This window comes from Paraburkholderia sp. JHI2823 (assembly GCF_038900695.1).
GTDB lineage: Bacteria > Pseudomonadota > Gammaproteobacteria > Burkholderiales > Burkholderiaceae > Paraburkholderia > Paraburkholderia mimosarum.
The window spans coordinates 104,362-123,080 of sequence record NZ_JAYMRY010000022.1; the positions used below are offsets into that span (position 1 = coordinate 104,362).

The window sequence follows — 18,719 nt, forward strand, 5'->3', positions numbered from 1 at the left end:
GACGCATCGTGCGATTCGCTAGGTTCATTCCACTCTGATTCACAGTCCTCACAGAGGACGAAGAGCGAGTGACCGTCCTTCTCGGAAGCCACAAGAACTCTTCCCTGCCCGCATACTGGGCATGTTTCGTTGACAACAGCGTAGTGTACGTAGGTCATGGCTAAGGTGCCTTCGGCAAAGGTAGACCATTGCCAGGGAATGCGGTAATGACTTGATTCGTTCCATGCACCGTAATGATGGTCACGGAATTCAGGTTCTGTCGTTGCCCAGTGTAGCCTCCGGCATATCCTGAGTTTGGACGTGGCACAACGTAAATGTCGGTGCCGCCGTTGGTTACAGGTTGGATGCCAGTTTGCTGAACAGTATTCCATGCGTCGTTCACTGTCGACACTGGATTACCATAGAAAACACCTTGGTTCGGCTTATTCAGATTGAGATCGCCATGCTGATCGACAACGTGATCGGCACGCGTTTCACCCGATTTGCTGACGATCGACCAGTCCAACCCCTGCCCAGAGTTGTTTGTGGCTTTACGGGAGTCCGACCCGCCCACCGACGTTATGACATAGTCAACCAGCCCCTTGACCTGATCCGGGATGATGGCCGTTATCCAGTCGCCAATCGTCCTGGCGTCCGGCAGCGGCGTCACCAGCGGCCCCGCCTTCGCCGAGGGGTCCAGCTCGGTGGCATTATCGACGATGACCCCATCGCCCTTGCCCGCCGTTTCCCCCTTGTACCCCGGCAACTTGAATCCAGCAAGCCACGGCGGCGGCGACGCCATCGGCGCAACCTGATTGCTCTCCACCTCAACCTGCGCAGCCCCCGTCGCCGTCGCCGCATTCAACCCGCCCGCAGCCGCAATGCCCGCGACCAGGCTGTTCACCAGATTCTCGCGCGCTTCGCGATCAGCCGCCGACATATCGCTCGTCGGCCCCAGCAGCGATCCAAGCACGGAACTCGCCGCGGCGCCCATCGCACCCGCGCCGCATGCCTGGCTGCTCGCCGCTGCACCCGCGCACCCCACGATGGCATGCAGGGCCGCGCGCGCCGTATCGCTGTCGAGCGAATCGGCAATCTGCTTGACCGCATTCGCACCCAGTTCCTGGACATAGGCCACGGTTGCCGCCTGCGCGAACTGGCCCACGCCACCCGTCACGTTACCACCGGCCGCCACACTCAGCGCCGTCAGCACCTGGCGATACGAGCCGGAAGGTCCCCATTCGGCGTTCAACTGGTCCGCCTGCTGCTGCGCTGCAGCGCGCTGATCGGGCGTCAGATTCGGATCGTTGGCAACCCGCTTCGCCGCGTCGGCTTCCTTCGCGCGGTTGTTGACGAACGTCCCGACCTGATTCACGAACTGGCTCGTGATGTCGAACCCCGCCTCGATCTTGTCCTTGTCGAAGATCGGCGCAAGCGGATTTGCCGTGCTGCTGGTATCGCGACTGATCCCCGCGACAGCCTGGTCTGCGGTCTGGCCCGTCAACTGCTGCTGGGCGGCGCTGTCCGTGATCGTGATCGCGCCACCGCTGATTGCACTGTGCGTGGTTGAAGACGCATCGCCCGACGCAGCCAGCGCAACGGGGGGCGCCATCGTCAAACCGCCGCTGCCTGGCAGGGTCGTACCGGGCACGGGGTTGACGTTCGTCGCGGTTCCCGACGACGATTTGCCGATGTCGCCGCCATAACCACCACTTATCCCGACCGAGGAGCCGCTGTAGCTTGCCTGGTTCTGCACGTCCTTGTAGGTCAGGGTGCCGGTCGTCAGGCTGTTCGCTCCATTCGCAACCGCCGCATCGCTGCTCGAAATCACGCCGCCCGTGAGACCGGTATTGCCCTTGACGTTGATCTGGAAGCCGCCGTCGCCTGCCTGGATGCCGGACTGCTCCGTCACGCTGGCGTAGTTGCTGTTCAGCTTCTGCTGGTTGAAGTTAGCTGCGACGCTGGAACTGCCAGCGCAGATCGGCGGCACGCACACACTGACCGAGACGCCACCGCCCGTCTGCCTCGAATCGTAGTGGCTCGTATCCTGCAGGCTCTCGATATTCAGGTTGCCGCCCACCTTGGCGACGACCTGGGTACCCTGCGCATCAGCACCGATCAGATTCGTGTCCCCGCCAGACTGGAGCGTGAGCGTATTGCCTGCGCTTACGTGCGTATTCGTGTACGACGTGTCGCTGCCGTTGCCGTTGCCCTTCGACGCGGACGCGCCCGCCTGGAAGGATATGCCGTTCTGCTGGCCGAACCCGAACGTGACGCCAACCGAACCGCTGGAACTGCTGTTGGTGCTTTTCTGGCTATCCGAATTCTGTGCGGCCTGCAGGTTGATGCCGCCATCCGCGAGCAGTGCGGCGTTGTTGCCAGCCTTCAGGTTACTGCCAATAACGTTGATGTTGCTGTCGGCACCCGCGCCGGAAGCCGCGATGGTCAGGTTATTCCCAGCCGCCACGGTGCTGCCCGCTGCGGTCGTTGAAGTCGCGGTCGAACTGCTGTTGCTGTGACTCGTGCCGAGCGACACGTTGATGCCGACACCGCCAAGCTGCGACGGGTTGCTTGCCACCGCATCGTAGGCGTTCTTTCCGGCAAGTCCGGTCGTTGCGGCGGCCAGTGCATCCAGTCGCACATCCCCCTTCGTCTGCTGCACGTCCTTGCGCATCTGGTTGGCAGTCTGCACGGCTGCAATGACAGGGCTGCTGATTCCGGCGGTAATCCCCGTCTGACTGAACGACTGCTGCTCGTTCTGCGTCGCGGTGTTCTGCGCTGCATCGATCGTCACGGTCTTGCCAGCCAGACCGAGGTTGTTGCCCGCGTAGAGCGAACTGCCCGTTACGTGAACATCATTGCCTGCCGACACGCTCAGGTTGCCGTTGATCGCCCCCACCATGCTGCCGTTGTTCGTGACCTGTGTTGCCTGCTGGGCGTCGGTGGTCTTGCGCACACCGATTGAATACCCCTGCAGGCCGCCGTCAAGCTGGTTCAGCGGATTCAGCCCCGACAGGAAACCATACTCGCGCTTCTCGTAGGAGCTCTGCGAATTCTGCGTATCCTGGGAGGTCGTAATGTTCACGTTGCCCGCAGCCGCGAGGCTCACGTCATTCGTGCCGACGACATTACTACCCTGGATCGCCAGATCCTTGCCCGATTTGACCTGCACGGTATCGCCCGACACGGTGCTCGCGACCCCAATGTTGGCCTGGGTGGCCCGCGAAGCATCCGTCGTGGAACCGCTCACGAAGCTGCCGCGCTTCGATTGCGATGAAATATAGCTGTCGTGTTCCTCGCGGGCCTCGTTGATTGTCGTGGTGCCGGTGGATGCGACGGATGCCCTGCCCGCTCCCGTATCCACACCGTTGACCATGCCCGCCGTGAGCGATGAGCCGGTCAGGGTGACGTTGCCCTTTGAGGCATCCGTACTGATCGCGCCAAGCGCGGCGTTGCCGCCTGCCGTGAAAGTGGTGCCGGCCGCCTGTTCGTCGTAGCTCCCGTCCACTTGCTTGCGCGTCCTGTTGTCCGTCGCAACGTTGTCATACTTCGCGGTGTTCGTGGCGGCTGTTGCCGTGAGGTTGCCGCCAGCGACAGCGGCGAGGTCGCCTCCGGCCTTTACCTGCGCGCCCGTGAACGTCATGTTGTTGCCGCTCTGCAGCCCGAGGCTGCCGCCCGCCGAAATCGCGCTTGTTTCGTTGGTGACGCTGCTTGCTTCCCAGTGATGATTCGCATTCTTCTCGACCGACTGCGATACGTCGGACTGCACGGTATTGACTGTCATGTCATGACCGGCGCTGATCGATGCATTGCCGCCCGCCGAAATGTTCGCGCCGTGGACCAGCAGGTCATGGCCCGCGCCGACCAGCATGTCCCCCGTCGAGGCGATGGTGCCCTGTGCACCCAGCAGTGTCTGCGATACCTTGCTGTCGCCCACGGCCGAACTGACACCGTTCGCCTGTACGAGCGTGGTGTTGATAATGTCGTTACCCGCGAGCACCGCCACGCGGTTGCCCGTAATCTGGCCTGATGCATTGACTACGTCATTCGTCGCCGAAACGACCGTCGTGCCGTTTGCGCCGCTGCTGCCGATTGCGCCACCACGGTTCACGATGTCCGTCGCGCTGATGACCGTCTGCGTGCCGCCCTTGATGACGCCCGAGTTGACGGCGCTGCCGGTAGCGTGAATCTCGACATCATCTGCGGCGATCAGCGCGCCGGTCGGCTGCAGGTCATTCGCATGTGTGTGGGCCAGATAAACGACGGGAGCAAGCACCTGCTGCGTGGTGCCGTCCGGCAAGGTCACGGTCTGGTTGACGAGCCACACGATATCGCTCGTCAGCGCGTCCATCTGCGCGGCGGTGAGCGCCATGCCAGGTTCGAGGTTGAATTCCTTCGCGACGCTCACGCCGCTGGTCATCAGCGACCGATACTCGTCCAGGTTGTCGGTGTAGCCCTGCAGGTACACGCGGCCTGTGAGTTGCGTGATCTGGTCGCGCACCATCTGCTCTTCATACAGGCCGTCGCCGAGGCGCTTTTCGACGCTCTGCGGGTTCAGGCCAAGCTGGCCGAGCATGTAGTCGCTCGAAATGAAGCGCTTATAGCTCGTGAAGCGCGGATCGGTCGCGATCAGCCAGGACGCGCCGGGAGCAGTATTGAAATGGTACAGCCCGCTCTTCGGCAGGGTAATGTTCAACGCGCCCGTCGCTCCTGCGACCGACTGCGGCGCATTGATGGTTTGGGTCTGCCCCGTCGCGAGATTGACGGTCTGCCTGCTGCCGCCCGCAATGCTTCCTGCACCGCCATTCGCGCCGAGCGTGCCCCCGGTAGCCCCCGTCGCCGAGTTTGCCGCCGCGACGTTTGTGTTGTTGATATTCGTCGCGTTGATCTGCACCGCGTTGTTCGCGATGATCGTGCCGCCCGTGCCGCCAATGACGACCGGTGCGAGCAGGATGGACGGCTCGGTGACCGGGCCGACATCGCGCGTGGTGTCCTCGTTCCACGCATAGGTCGAAACGATATCCTGCTTCTGGTACTGGTAGAGCGTCTGGCCCAGGTTGTTGACAGCCGTCCCGCCGTAGCTGCCGCTCGCGGATGGATCGAGCGTGCCCGCCTGCGTGGTGCTGCCGATCTGGATTGAGCCGCCTGCGGCAATTGCGCTGTAGGCGTTGTTCACCGTGCCGACATTGGCGAGCGTCATGGTTCCGCCCGCGAGAAGCTGGGCCTGCTGCGCCGGCGTGCCGGTTACCTGATCCTGACTGGTGGTCGTCGTGGTGTCGCGCGCGATCTCGACGCGCTGATAGCCGTTGTGCGCATCGCTGCGGGAAGCATATTCGCTGGACGGCAGGTAGTTGATGTTGGGATTGTAGGCGTCCCAGTAGTTGATCGAAATCGAGCCATCGGCGTTATTCGTGAGCGTGTTGTACCAGATCGTCTGCGGCTGGCCATTGATGTCGACCACCACAAAACTGTTCGTCGCGCTCGCACCCGAAGATACCGAGACCACGTCTGACGCGCTGTAGGTCGCGTTTCGCGGCACCTTGTAGCCGTAATCCCAGACCGCCTGTGTGCAGGAACTGTGGCCGTCGGAGTTCCCCGTCGCGCAGGCGATGTACTTCTGGCGCTTGGTCTGGTGGACGGTTTCGACATCCGTCTGCACCGTGCTCACGGTCGGCGTGGGGCGCGTGTTGTTCAGCGTCTGCGTGGCGACCTCGATGTTGCCCTGGGCCTCGATCGTGGACTGGTCATTCGTCACCGAGTTCGAACGGTTCGCAAGCAGCCCGTTTGCGTCACGGGTCGCATCGGCGGCGATGTTGATGTCGCCCAGGCTGAACATGTTCGCGCCGCCCGTGTTCGAGATGTCCCCTGGCGAATACAGGTCCAGTTCGCTTGCGGCAGCCATGATTGCGGCCGTGCCCTGGTTGGCGATGGACTGGCTCGCGTTGACCGTCACCGTGTTGCCAATCACCGTCGCGGTATTGGCGAGCGTCGCGCTGTGCGTCGTTACCGAATCGCCTTCGATGCGGCCTTCGTTGGTGATGGCGCTTTGCGCGTTGACCGTCGTGTTTGACGAATTGAGGTCCGCGCCAGCCTGGTTATCGACGTTTGCAGCATTCACGGTCAGCGCATTCACCGCGCCAAGCGTTCCTTGATTCACGAAATTGCCCGCCGTCGTGAACGTCAGATCGTGGTTGGCCTGGATCTGGTTCGCGGCATCATTCGTATAGTCGCCATTGATGGTCACGGTGCCGTCATTGCCCGCGATGATGCGCCCGTCGCCGGTCAGCGTGTTCGTCGTCACGCTCAGGTTCTGGTCGCTGCCAATCGCGCCGTTCTGGTTCGCGAGCGTCCCGGTGGTGATCACGACGCTGCCGCCGCTGCCCTGGTCATTGCCTATGCGGCCTGCGGTGTCATCGAGCGACGCGGTATTCAGCCTGACCGCCCCGTTGCCGTGAATCGAGCCGCCAGCATTGATGACCGCCGCGTTCGGGCCGTTGAGCGTGAGGTTGTTCGCGCCAGAAAGCGCCCCATTCGTGTTGTCGGCGAGCTGCGCGATGTTCAGCGTCAGGTCGTGGCCCGACAGGACCTGCGCGCCGTTCGTGTTCGAGAGCGTCTGCGCGGTTACCGTCACGTCGCCGTTGCCGCCGATTGTGCCTGCGCCCGCAACGCCGCCCGCGTTGCTGTTCGTAATGGCGCTGGCGCTGACGGTGGTCGCGCCCGTGCCGGTATTCGCGATGCGCCCGTTCGTGGTGTCAAGGGTCGAGCCCGACACGCTGAGCGTACTGGTCGTGCCGTCCGCCTCGATCTGACCGCCCGTGTCGTCAATCGCGCCTTGCGCCGTTACCGCGACGTTGCCGTTGCCCTGGATTGCGCCTGCGCGGTTGCCGAGCGTGCTGCCCGACTGGACCGACAGCGCGCCGCCTGCGACAACCGTACCGGCGGAATTCTCGATGCTGCCGCCAGAAACCGACACATCGCCGTTCCCGCCGATCAGGCCGTTGACGGTGTTCGTCAGCGCGCCCGTTGCCGCGACGCTCGTTGCGCCCGTGCCGCCGTTGGCGATGGTGCCCGCGTCGTTGGCAATCGATTGTGCCGCCACCCCCAGTGTGCTGTTCGCCTGGATCGTGCCTTGTGCGTTGTTCAGCACTCCGGTGTCCGTCAGCGATACCGCCTGCGCGCCGACATAGCCGCCCGCACTGTTGTCGAGCGATGCAACGTTCAATGTGGCCGAAGATTGCCCCGCGAGCGTGCCCCCGCGATTCGATGCCGCGCCCGCGTGGATGTCGAGCGCGCCGTTCGTCGCGATCTTCCCGGCGTTGTTCGACAACGATTCCGTATTGACTGACAGGGTGCCCGTGCCAGCATTGGCGATCGTGCCATGGTCGTTGACAATGGAAGCGGGCGAGAGCGTCAGGTCTGCGGCATTGGTCTGGAAGGCGCCCCCTGTATTGTCGAGCGTGCCCGATACATCGACCGTCGTCGCGTTCATGCCCGTCTGCGTGATGCTGCCGCCGCGGTTGATGAGGTTCGTCGCGTGCAACGCGATCTGGGTGGCAGTTATCGTGCCGTTGCTGTCATCGATCGTTGGAGCCGAGAGCGTGGCGAGCTGACCGGCTGCGATGCTGCCGGAATTGCCCAGCGTCGTGCCTGCGGACAGGCTGACATTACCGTTGGCCGCCAGCGTGCCGCTGCTGAACAGCGTCTGCACGGCGCTCGCGATCAGCGTCTGCACAGCCGTAACCGAACCGGCGTTCGCAAGCTGGCCCGCCTGCACGGTCACGCTGCCATTGCCGCCGATTGTGCCCGCTCCGGTGCCGTCCACGCCGTTGTTGAGCAGGCCGGTTGTCGTCAGGCTCAGACCGTCCGTGTTGAGCGAGGCAATGCGCCCGCCGCTGTTTTCGAGCGAACCTGCATGCAACGACTGCGCCCCCGCCGCCTGCATCGTGCCGTCCTGGTTGTTCACCGCGCCCGCAACATTCGCCGTCAGCGCGCCGCCCGACACGATCTGGCCGCTGCGGTTCGACAGCGCGCCCGCCGTGATCGTTTGCGCGCCGCCCGACGAGAGGGCACCGCCACCATTCGTGAGCGTGCCCGTGGTGGTTGCGTTGAGCGTGCCGCCCGCCGTCGTGGTGGCACCCGCGAGATTCAGGTCACCACTGTTCGCGGCAAGGGTCAACGCGCCTTTCGCTGACGTGCTGCTGCCCGCTAGATTCAGCGACGCGCCCTGGATCGTTGCATTGCCACCCGCTGCGTTGCGCCCGGTTGCCGATACCGCACCCGTCGCATTGACCGACAGGTCACCCGTATTCGCGATAGTGCCGTCGCTGTTCACGCCCGCGCCGAGCGTACCGGTCGACGCGATGCTGCCCGCGTTGATGGACGTGTTTTGTTGTGCTGCAATCGTACCGCTGTTGGTGACTGCCCCCGGCGTGCCAATGGCGGTATTTTGCTGGCCGTATATCGTCCCCGTATTGGTCACGCTCGCCGCATTGATGCCGACCGTACCGCTCGCCTGGACCGTGCCGGACTGCACTAGCTGACCAGCAGAAGTCAGTGTAAGGTCGCCTGCCTGTGCGGCAATTGACCCGGCATTGGCGACCCCGACACCATTCTCCGTGCCAACCAGAATGATGCGCCCCGAGTACATGCCGCCGAGCTGCGAGACGTCGATAGAGACGCCCGGAACTGTGCCGGTACCCGCGATTGGCGTCGGATTGAGGCTCGCGTAATCGATGCTGTTCGAGCCAGTTACGACGTGCAACGTATTACCGTATATCGCGGCGTTGGCTTGTACCGCGCGAGACAGGAGGTCGACCTCGTCGATATTCGAGGCGTTCAACCCCGCGCCCTGAACAGTAATGGAACCCTGGGTAACGTTAAACCCGGTGAGGTTGCCACTACCGTCGATGATCGGGTTGCCCGTCGTTAAAATACCTTTCGACGTATTGATAAAGCCGCCGCCGTCAACGACCAGGCCCGATGAATTTGCGATCACGACAGCGGCAGTTTTAGCGCCTGCGACCTCGACGTAACCTCGCAGTAAGGATGGATTGTTACTGTTAACCTGATTAACAATTATTTTCGCGGCATCGTTCGCCCCGAAATTTGGATTTCCGTTAATCTGCCCGGCGAGTTGAGTCGACGTTATAATGGACGAGTTGTTCAACACCGTGCCGCCAGAACCCACGTCGAATTGCGAATAAGTGTTAAGTGATACACCAGCCCCCGACGGCTTGTTAACGTTCACCTGCGGGAGCCCGTTTGCAGTATTAATCACGTTTGGCGCGTGCGCGCCGGACGGTACGATCTGCGCATCCGCGAGCGCGGGAGCGAGCCCGAAAAGCGCGAGCGCTGCAAATACCGCGTGACGCATTGCGAAAAGCGTAATCGGTCGCATCGCAGACGATGCGCCGGTTTCTCCCTGACCTGATTTTCCGTGAGCGATGGCCGTTTCAGAAGCGGCGACCAGCATACCCCTGAGCTTCTTAAAAACAAGCCGGTAACATCGGTTATTCATTGCTTGTACCCGTAGTGCTGAATGAAGCCCCGCGCGGCGCGTTTTCCAATTGTTTTACGACGACGCAGGGCAATAACAGCAGATCGAGCGCCGTTATGCGCTTCGCTTTAAGCGTGTGGCTGACGAGACTATCAGAGCGACGCCGAGATCACTATCGGATAAATCTGAATTTTTGTTAATCTGACAGTATTTGATGATTTTGGTCACTCATTTAATGCGTGTTGAATTATTTCTCCGCCTCCCCGTCGTAAAGAGTCCTCAGTATTTGAGATAAATGACGCTCGAACGGTGCATCGTTACGTCGCATAAAGATTGCCGCCCCGACGAGGCAGGCGACCAGCAGCAAGGCTACGACCGCCGCAGCGGCGGCCAATATCGCGGTAATTTCGTCCGGGACGGCAGATCGCCTTCGTCCCGCTCGATACGCTGATCCCGAGCGCGATCAATCCGCGCCTGCATGACAAGGCGAACGTCGCGCGTATCGCGGCCTCCATCGCCGAGTGGGGCTTTACGAATCCCGTACTCGCCGACGCGCAGGGCTCGTTGCCGTCGCGTGCTCGGCGTACGCAAGCTCTACGCGGCAGGACAGACGATACGGCTGCCCGACAGTACGCCCATCCCTGAGGGGACAATTCCCGTTATCGACTGCACGGGCTGGAGCGACACGCAGCGTCGCGCCTACCTGATCGCCGACAACGGACTCGCCGAACTCTCCTCGTGGGACGCCCCACCGGGACCGCGCCCGACCCGGCTCACATGGCCGGGTCGATGGGCGACGGCGGCGCGCCACGCGCCTCGATCGCCTCGCCCGCCAGCAGGCACAAGTCTTCGCGGAAGTGCCCCGCCACGATCTGCACGCCCACCGGCACGTCCCTCACCATGCCCGTCGAAACGACGAGCCCCGGCAAGCCCATGGCCGGCAACGCACGCATGGTCAACTGCGCATCCCATACCCGACGGAAACCCGCCGCGCCTTGCCGGTCGAGGTCGTCGGCGAACGGCAGTTCGCCGGAAACCGGCAGCAGCAGCACGGGGTACTGCGACAGGAACAGGCGCCATTCGCGCGTGAGCGTCGTGCGCCGCACGAGCGACTTGACCACCGCGTTGTCGGGCATCGCCGCGACCTTGGCGCGCATGCCGTCCACCACGGCCTGCGCGCCCGGATCGCCGTCGCGCGCCACGGCTTCGGCGAGCGCGGGGAAGCCGTCGCCAAGCCACAGGCGCTCCTGCACCTCGGCGGCGTCGCGCAGCAGCGGCACGTCGTCGATCTGCTCGACGCGCCAGCCCGCGTCCGCGAGTCGGCGGCCGGCGTCGAGCAACGCGTCCTCCACCTCCTTTGCGACGGTCATGCCGCCAGGGCGCAGACAGAGCGCCGCGCGCAGCGGCGTTTCGGGGCCGGTCAGCGGCGCCGGCACCCACCAGGGGTCGCGCAGGTCGGGCGCCGCGAGCGCGGCGAGCGCCACGCGCAGGTCCTCGACCGTGCGCGCGATCGGGCCCGCGCCCGACATCAGCTGCGCGCCGATCGGCCGCTCGGGCGACGACGCATTGAACGCCGGCACGCGCCCGAAGCTGGGCCGCAGGCCGTGCACGCCGCACGCATACGCCGGATAGCGGACCGAGCCGCCAATGTCCGTGCCGAGCGCGACATGCCCGATGCCGGCCGTCACCGCCGCCGCAGCGCCACCGCTCGAGCCGCCCGGCGTGAGCGACGGATTGCGCGGGTTGCGCGTGTGTCCGTGGATCTGGTTGCTCGTGAACCAGCGCAGCGCGAAGGTCGGCGAGTTGGTGCGCCCAAGCAGCACGGCGCCCGCGCGCACGAGATTTTCGACGGCCGGGCTGTTGACCTGCGCGATCAGATCCTTCTGCAGGGGCGTGCCGTTCGTCGTGGCGAAACCCGCCTGGTCGACATTGATCTTCGTGGTGACGGGCACCCCCGCCAGCGGACCCGCGTCCTCGCCGCGGGCGATGGCGGCGTCGATCCTGTCGGCCTGTTCGTAGACCCACTCGGGCCGATAGTCGATCACCGCGTTGATGAGCGGGTTGACGGCCTCGAGCCGATCGAGCGCGGCCTTCGCGGCCTCGCGTGCCGACACTTCGCGCGCGCGAACGCGCTTGGCGAGTGCGGTTGCCGATAAACGCCATAGTTCAGTCACGATCCCTCCGTTCAATGGTCGGATTGAGAGTGGGTGTTCACGCGCTTGCAGAAAACGTTTCGATGCGCCGCCTGTCGCGCAGGACCGCCAGTGCGAGCGCCGCTAGCCCGCACGCCGCGATGAGGGCGAGCAGCGCTTCCCTGCCGCCGTGGACGAGCACCCAGCCGCCGACGCCCGGAAACCCGAACGCGCCGATGAAATACGCCGCGACGAACCACGTGAGCGCGGCGCGGCGATGCGCGGCAACGGAATCGTTGACGGCCTGGAGCTGGACGATCGGATACGCGAGCCCGTATCCCGTACCCAGCAGCAGCGCCGACGCCGATTGGAACAGTACGTGAAACGGCACGACGAACATGGCCGCGCTGCCCAGCACCATCATGGCGAGCAGCAGTTTCGTCGCGGTTCCGGGGCGCATCTTGACGACGACGCGCGCAAGCAGCCAGCGCGTCGCGATGACCGTCACCGTATAGACGCTGAAGAAAGTGGTCGGTTTCGCCCCGGTGCCTTGCACGAGCGACATCTGGAACGTCATCAGGCCCGAGAACACGCAGCCGCCCAGCGCGATGATGACGATGGGATAGACCGCGCGCGTGCGGACGATCGCGCCCAGCTTCGAGAACCATGAATCCGGCGCGGGCGATTCATGTGTTGACTCGCGCCCGCGCACTTGCGGCGCGATCCGGCCGAAGATTTCGAGCATCACGGCCGCGATCACGCACAGGCCGCCGATTGCGCACAGCACGCCGCCGAGCGGCATGCGCCAGAACCGGATGGCGAATCCGGCGAGCGCCGGGCTGCCGCCGATGCCCGTCATCTGCATGGTGGCGAAGCGCAGGAACCACGGGCCGCGCTCGGCATCGCTTGTGCGCTCGGCGAGCGCGAGAGGCGCCGCGAGGCAGAATGCGCCCCAGCCGAAGCCCACCAGGAACCCCGGCACGACGTCGAATGCGCTCACGCGCTCGATGAGCGCGAAGCTCGCCACGCCAGCGCCTACGCAGAGCGCCGCGAGCGCGGACATGCGCGCCGCACCGACATGCTGGGCGACCCATCCCGTGAGCGACACGCCCGCGAAGGTGCCGAGCGCGGCGCCCGCCAGCGCCACGCCGGTATGGATGTCGGTTCCGCCGATGGCTCTCACGTGCATGGAGAAGAGGAACGTCGCGCCATAGCCCGCCGATGCGAGCAGGACGCCGACGAGCATGAAGACGGCACTGAATGGGCGCACGGCGGGACTTCCGGACGATGGCGGAAGTGCCCAGATTATCAGTCCCTGTACCGAGCGCTGCATTGAGGTGCTCCTCGCGTGCGATGAAAGTGCATGCGGCCGTTGTCACGACATCACTGCGCGTCGTGCTGCGCATGCTCCGCAGCGTCGATGATCGCGTCGGCGACCGCCTTCGGCTGGCTCAGGAGCGAGACGTGGCTACCGTTCACGCGTGTCACCTTCGCGCCGATATGCGTGGCCATCGACGCCTGGAGCGCCGGGTCGATCATGCGGTCGCGCGCGGTCACAACGAACCAGGAAGGCTTGTCGTGCCACGCGGCCTGCGTGACCGGCTGCGACAGACAGCCGCCGAACCACGGCCCTTGCGTGGCCGCCACGATGCGCTGCTGCGCGGGCGGCAGGTCGGGCGCGAAGTCGGCGCGGATCGCCTTGTCGGAGAGCGTCAGGAAGCCCGCCGAGTCCTTCCGCAATTCGCCGGCCCACGGCGCCGGCGGCTGACCCTGCGTGATATCGGCGATCGACTGACCGTTGTCGGGCGCAAAGGCCGCCACGTACACGAGCGACTTCACCTTCTCGTCGTTACCCGCCTCGCTGATCACGACGCCCGCCCACGAATGGCCGACCAGCACGACCGGGCCTTTCTGCTGGTCGATCACGCGCTTCGTCGCGGCGGTGTCGTCGGCGAGCGAGCTGAGCGGGTTCTGCACGGCCACGACGTGCAGGCCGCGCGCTTCGAGCAGCGGGATCACGCGGTTCCAGCTGGAGCCGTCGGCGAACGCGCCGTGCACGAGCACGACGTTCGTGCCTTTCAGGTCCTGCGGCGGCGCGGCGTGCGCGGGCTGCAACGCGAACATTCCGCCGATGAGCGCCATGGAAGTGAAAATCTGCTTGATCGTAGCCATCGTTTCGTTCTCTCTCGTTGTCGGGACGCGATTACGAATGCGCGTAGATCGGGCCGAGGCCGGGCACATCGTCCTGCGCGCCGCGCGCGGCGTGGGCGTCGCGATGCGTCGAGCCCGCTTCCGACGATGCGCCCACGACGCCGCCGTACGAAGACGAGGCGGCTTGCGAAGGGGCCTGGACTGCCTCCACGCGCGCCAGCGCCGCCTCGATGTTGCTCGGGTATTGCGTATAGTCGGCTGCCGGGTTGTAGCCCGCGTGCTGCAACTGGACGAGTTCCGCGCGCACCTGGGCACGCGTGACAGGCTCGTTCGACTGGGCGAAAGAGAGAGCCGGGGCGGCGGCGAGAGCAGCGAGGGCGAAGAGCTTGAGGGCTTTCATGACATTCTCCAGAAGTGAGGTGGACAGCAATTTGAATCAAGGCTGATTCGGTTCGGCGCTAGCGGTGTATCGAGCTGGCGTAGAGGTATTTGAACGCCGCGATGTATCTACCGTGTTTGCGTTCAGGGCGCATTTGCATCCGAACGTGTCCGACTCGTGGGCAGATACATTGCGCTACAAAAACCTCTCAGGCACCGAACCGTGCAGCGCAAAGCAAACGCTGCCGAAGGCACGGCGGCGTTGTCTGCTTCGGGCGGCGCGATGCGCCGCTCATCCGAACGTGAAGCTGTAGACGTGCACGCCCGGGTCGAGGAAGCGGATCTCGAAGGTGCGATCCTCGATGGAGCCGGACTGGCGCACGAGCTGATACAGCCGCGCGCGGGTGGCGATGCCGGTGCCGTCCGCGGCGACATCGGCGCCATGCGCGGCGCCAGGCGGCGCGCCATCGATGCGAATGCGAAAACGCACGGGCTTGCCGTCGTCGCCCGGCGCGAGCACCAGATGCAGGTCGCGCGCATGGAAGCGATAGACGATGCCCGCCTGCGCCGCGCCTGCCACGGCCGACTCGGCGCCCACGTTCCACTGGCCGCCGAACGCCCACTGGTTCAAGCCGAGCTGCGCAGGCAACGTGTAGGCCGCGGCCGTATCGGGCTGCACGCGCCGCGGGTTGGCGTTGCCCTGCGCCTCGCGATACCCCACATAGGTTTCGCCCGAGCCGATGTCGCGCGGGTCCGCGGGGGCCAGCGCGCCGCTCGCCTGCTGCTGCGCCTGCGTTGCAGCCGCGGGCATCGCGCGGCCGTTGTCCGCCAGCAGCTGCCGGATCGCCTGCTCCGCCTGCGCATAGTCGCCCTCGCCGAAGTGGTGATAGCGGACCCGGCCCTCCGCGTCGACGAGATAGAACGCCGGCCAGTACTGGTTGCCGAAGGCTTGCCAGATGCGGTAGTCGCTGTCGACGGCGACGGGATAGCGAATCTTCAAGTCCGCCAGCGCGCGCTCGACGTTGCCCGCGTCGTGCTCGAAGCCGAATTCAGGCGTGTGCACGCCGATCACCACGAGGCCGTCAGTGCGATAGCGGTCGGCCCACGTCTTCAGATACGGCAAGGTTCGCAAACAGTTGATGCACGAGTAGGTCCAGAAGTTGACCAGCACGACCTTGCCGCGCAGCGCGTCTGGCGTGAGCGGCGCGGAATTGAGCCACGCGTTCGCGCCATCGAGCGTTGGCAGGCGGCCTTCCACCGGCAGCGCGGATGCGGGGGTCGGCATCGATACGCGAACGATCGGGGCGCGTTGCGCGGAAGCCTGAGCCTTCGCCGTTCTCGCCGCGGCAGACGTCGCAAGCAAACCGACGAGGCGCGATTCGACGCCATTAGTCGGCGCGCCCGGCACGAACGCGAGCAGGCGCGTGTCCACGCCCAGCGCGATCGCGCCGACGGTGAGAAGCACGAGCGCGCCCAACGCGCGTCGCACGTGCTCGCCAAGTCCCAGCGAGCGCTTGAGCGCGGCCATTGCGCGCTGACCGAGGGCCGCCACCACCGCGAGCGAGCTGGCGGCGCCCAAGGCATAGCCCGCGAGCGCGGCCCACGTCTGCCAGGTCACGCCATGCCGGGCCGCGCCGGTGAGGACGAGGCCGAGGATCGGCCCGGCGCAGGGCGCCCAGAGGAGCCCCGTCGCCGCGCCGAGCAGCACGGCGGAGCCGATGCGGCGGGAGGCGCCATCGTCTTGCGAGCGCGTCATGAAACGGTCGGCGAGCGCCGTGAGCGGACCGGACAGACGCGTGGCCAGCGCGGGAAAGAGCAGCGCCGCGCCGAACACGGCGAAGAGCGCGAGCGCGATATAGCGTCCATACTGGCTCAACTGCGCGGCGCCGTTCAGCCCAGCGGCGCCAAGCCCCGTCAGCAGCGCGAACGTGAGCGCGAGGCCGAGCAGCAACGGCAGGCGGCCGGTCAGGAAAGGCTGATCGGAGCGCGCGAACACGAATGGCACGACCGGCAGGATGCACGGGCTCAGGACGGTGAACGCACCGCCCACAAACGCGATGACGATGAGTAACATGAGTTCGGTCTCCAGACGAATGTCGGCGGACTTGCCATGTGCGGTATTGCAGCGCGCTCATGTATCGCGGGCATGTCTGGAATGCGTGCTTCATGCATCGTCATGTGTCACACGGAGGCGCAGACAAGGACGGATACAAACCGGACGCTGCGCTCTCGCGTCCGCACGATTTGTATCTCTTCGTATCGCGCCGCGGCCGCGACACATTACGTTGCAACAGTGCCGCCGCCGGGACACGAGCCAGATACGCGGAAGCGTTCCAATACGCTCGTGGTCCACACACGGAGAACACCTCATGACCTCTCGTCTCAAGATTGCCGCTGTAGCAATCGGCCTCGCCGCCTCCGCCGGCCTTGCCGCGTACGCCTCAAGCGAAGAGCCGCCCGGCGGCTCGGCCGCGCTGCAAACGGGCGCGCAGGCTCCCGACTTCACCGGCATCAATACCTGGCTCAACAGCCCGCCGCTCGATCTGAAACAACTGCACGGCAAGGTGGTGCTCGTCGACTTCTGGACCTTCGACTGCATCAACTGCGTGCATACGATCCCGCACATCAAGGAACTGGATGCGCGTTATCGCGACAAGGGACTCGTGGTGGTGGGCGTGCATACGCCCGAGTATTCGTTCGAGCGCGACACCGCGAACCTGAAAAAAGCGATCCAGAAATACGGGATTACGTACCCGGTCGCTCAGGACAATGGTTATGCGACGTGGAATGCGTACGGCAACCAGTATTGGCCGGCCGTCTATCTCATCGACCAGAACGGCAAGCTCGTTTATACCCACTTCGGCGAGGGGAAATACGAGCAGACCGAGCAGAAGATTCGCAGCCTGCTTGGCATTCAGGACAAGCAAGGATAATGGCGTCGCGCCGCCGCCCGTTGGCAAGGGCGGCGGCGGTCGTCACCCCATGTGTTGCCGGCAGCAGCACTGCCATTCAAAGATGGCGCGTTTCGCGAGGCGGATTACCCCAATCGTTCGCGAGACCATTGGCGTATGAAATCGGTGCGTTCAAGGCCTCGTTCAAGTCGAAGTCGTCGATGCACATGATGTTCACGTTGACGTACGGGTGGCCCGTTCCATTCGGCATATCGATCCGGTCGAACACATGCACGCCGCAGTGTTTGCAGAACGGATGATGGGCGACCGGGTTTTTCCCCTCGTATTGCATCAGTGCGCTTTCGCCTTCGAGCAGAACGAATGCTTCCGGACGAACCTGGACGAGCCAGAGCCGCAACTTGCCGCAGAGGCTGCAATTGCATTTGCCCGTGCCCTTGCTGAAATCGATCAGGGCTTCGAACTTCACCGACTGGCAATGGCAACTTCCACGGTATGTCCGCTGCATGAGGTTCTCCTGATCCGTTTACACCCGGTTTTATGACGGTAGCTTGATTATGTCATCGATCGTGAATCAGGAGTCCTCTCATCACGCCCCTCTCACAGATGCGTGACCTGCAAAATCGCCTGCGCAAACTCCTTGGGCGCTTCCTGCGGAAGATTGTGGCCAATACCTCCGTCGATATTCCGGTGCAGATACTTGCCCGTAAACTTCTTCGCGTAAGCGGCGGGCGCCGGATGCGGCGCGCCATTGGCGTCGCCTTCGAGCGTGATGGTCGGCACCGTGATGGACGGCGCGGCGGCGAGACGCTGCTCGATGCTGTCGTACTTCGCTTCGCCCTGCACGAGCCCAAGCCGCCAGCGGTAGTTGGAAATCACGACCGCCACGTGGTCCGGATTCTGGAACGACGCGGCGCTGCGCTCGTAAGTGGCGTCGTCGAAGTTCCACTTTGGCGACGCGAGTTGCCAGATCAGTTTGTTGAAGGCGTCGCGATTCACGGCGTAGCCCTGCGCGCCGCGCTCGGTCGCGAAGTAGAACTGGTACCACCATTGCAACTCGGCCTGCGGCGGCAGCGGCTTGCGGTTGGCCTCCTGGCTGCCGATCAGATATCCGCTCACCGAAACGAGCCCTTTTACGCGCTCGGGCCACAGCGCCGCGATGATGTTCGCCGTCCGCGCGCCCCAATCGTAGCCGCCGAATATCGCCTGATCGATCTTCAGCGCATCCATGAGCGCGACGATATCGATCGCCGTGACGGCCTGCTGGCCGTTACGCGCCGTGTCGGCCGAAAGAAAGCGCGTGCTGCCATAGCCGCGCAGATACGGCACGATCACGCGATAACCCGATGCGGCAAGCATCGGCGCAACCTCGACATAGCTATAGATGTCGTACGGCCAGCCATGCAGCAGGAATACCACCGGCCCATGCTTCGGTCCCGCCTCGGCATAGCCCACGTTGAGCAGGCCCGCGTCGATCTGCTTGATCGCGCCGAACGATGCGCTACTGCCCGTGCGCGTGTTCCCTTCCGTGCCGCCTGACGACTGCGCGTGTGCGAGACCGCCGAATGCGAAGTCCGCGAGTGTGAGGCCTGCAAGCGAAGTGCCGAGAAGGCGACGACGCCGAACGTTGACCGGATCTGACATGACCACTTCTCCTTGTTGTGCATGCAGGCC

9 protein-coding genes are annotated in these 18,719 nt (G+C 64.5%); 1 reads left to right on the top strand and 8 read right to left on the bottom strand.

The genetic code is table 11. The features are described from left to right. Positions 1-160: 160 nt before the first annotated feature. From VSR34_RS22815 to VSR34_RS22840, 6 genes are all read right to left on the bottom strand, one after another. Entirely contained in the window at positions 161-9,496 is a 9,336-nt protein-coding gene (locus tag VSR34_RS22815) for a hemagglutinin repeat-containing protein (protein WP_342963625.1), read from the bottom strand. 752 nt (positions 9,497-10,248) lie between these two features. Next, entirely contained in the window at positions 10,249-11,649 is a 1,401-nt protein-coding gene (locus VSR34_RS22820; protein ID WP_342963626.1) for an amidase family protein, read from the bottom strand. 37 nt (positions 11,650-11,686) lie between these two features. Next, the gene (locus VSR34_RS22825) at positions 11,687-12,877 is read right to left on the bottom strand and encodes an MFS transporter (RefSeq protein ID WP_342963627.1); all 1,191 of its coding nucleotides are present in this window, start codon (positions 12,875-12,877) and stop codon (positions 11,687-11,689) included. A 113-nt stretch (positions 12,878-12,990) separates the two neighbouring features. Continuing rightward, the gene (locus tag VSR34_RS22830; RefSeq protein WP_342963628.1) at positions 12,991-13,779 is read right to left on the bottom strand and encodes an alpha/beta hydrolase; all 789 of its coding nucleotides are present in this window, start codon (positions 13,777-13,779) and stop codon (positions 12,991-12,993) included. 31 nt (positions 13,780-13,810) lie between these two features. Beyond that, on the bottom strand, positions 13,811-14,158 hold the full coding sequence (locus VSR34_RS22835; protein ID WP_028230950.1) for a DUF4148 domain-containing protein: 348 nt from the start codon (positions 14,156-14,158) through the stop codon (positions 13,811-13,813). A gap of 270 nt (positions 14,159-14,428) precedes the next feature. After that, positions 14,429-16,210, bottom strand: a complete 1,782-nt coding sequence (locus tag VSR34_RS22840; RefSeq protein WP_342963629.1) for a cytochrome c biogenesis protein DipZ — start codon at positions 16,208-16,210, stop codon at positions 14,429-14,431. Positions 16,211-16,505: 295 nt separating this feature from the next. On the opposite strand from VSR34_RS22840, the gene VSR34_RS22845 reads away from it, so the two are divergent. After that, on the top strand, positions 16,506-17,069 hold the full coding sequence (locus VSR34_RS22845; protein ID WP_342963630.1) for a thioredoxin family protein: 564 nt from the start codon (positions 16,506-16,508) through the stop codon (positions 17,067-17,069). Between the two features lie 76 nt (positions 17,070-17,145). Here VSR34_RS22845 and VSR34_RS22850 read toward each other — a convergent pair whose 3' ends face one another. Both VSR34_RS22850 and VSR34_RS22855 read right to left on the bottom strand, forming a co-directional pair. Next, entirely contained in the window at positions 17,146-17,553 is a 408-nt protein-coding gene (locus VSR34_RS22850; RefSeq protein WP_342963631.1) for a GFA family protein, read from the bottom strand. A gap of 92 nt (positions 17,554-17,645) precedes the next feature. Then, positions 17,646-18,689 (bottom strand): alpha/beta hydrolase, encoded by a 1,044-nt coding sequence (locus tag VSR34_RS22855; protein WP_028230954.1) that lies wholly within the window; start codon positions 18,687-18,689, stop codon positions 17,646-17,648. Between the last annotated feature and the right edge of the window lie 30 nt (positions 18,690-18,719).

Coding starts and splice junctions, on each gene's coding strand:
- VSR34_RS22830 (WP_342963628.1), bottom strand. CDS start 13,779: ATGGCTACGATCAAGCAGATTTTCACTTCCATGGCGCTCATCGGCGGA.
- VSR34_RS22840 (WP_342963629.1), bottom strand. CDS start 16,210: ATGTTACTCATCGTCATCGCGTTTGTGGGCGGTGCGTTCACCGTCCTG.
- VSR34_RS22850 (WP_342963631.1), bottom strand. CDS start 17,553: ATGCAGCGGACATACCGTGGAAGTTGCCATTGCCAGTCGGTGAAGTTC.
- VSR34_RS22815 (WP_342963625.1), bottom strand. CDS start 9,496: ATGAATAACCGATGTTACCGGCTTGTTTTTAAGAAGCTCAGGGGTATG.
- VSR34_RS22835 (WP_028230950.1), bottom strand. CDS start 14,158: ATGAAAGCCCTCAAGCTCTTCGCCCTCGCTGCTCTCGCCGCCGCCCCG.
- VSR34_RS22845 (WP_342963630.1), top strand. CDS start 16,506: ATGACCTCTCGTCTCAAGATTGCCGCTGTAGCAATCGGCCTCGCCGCC.
- VSR34_RS22855 (WP_028230954.1), bottom strand. CDS start 18,689: ATGTCAGATCCGGTCAACGTTCGGCGTCGTCGCCTTCTCGGCACTTCG.